The organism is Flavobacterium xizangense (genome assembly GCF_054075145.1).
Window position 1 is genome coordinate 1 of the sequence record NZ_JBSIPG010000149.1, and the last position, 263, is coordinate 263.

Sequence of the window (263 nt, forward strand, 5' to 3'; positions counted from 1 at the left end):
CTTCAGGCTTAAGAGAAACTTCCAGATGAATATCAAAAGCTTTTTTCCCTTTTGTCTGCAAATATGGAAGTGGAGTCGGATCTTGTTTAGGACCTTTAGTTCTAAAAGGTTCCAAAGCATCCATCGTAACAATCCACGGTGAAATTGAAGTGGCAAAGTTTTTAGCTAAGAATGGTCCAAGCGGCACATATTCCCATTTCTGAATATCACGCGCGCTCCAGTCATTTAGCAAAACCATTCCGAAAATATAATCTTCAGCTTCG

General features: G+C 39.9%; 1 protein-coding gene. It reads right to left on the reverse strand.

Translation table 11 applies throughout. The annotated features are described in order from the left end of the window. The coding region (locus ACWA1B_RS22880; RefSeq protein ID WP_456910933.1) for a fumarylacetoacetate hydrolase family protein at positions 1 to 263 on the reverse strand (263 nt) is incomplete at both ends.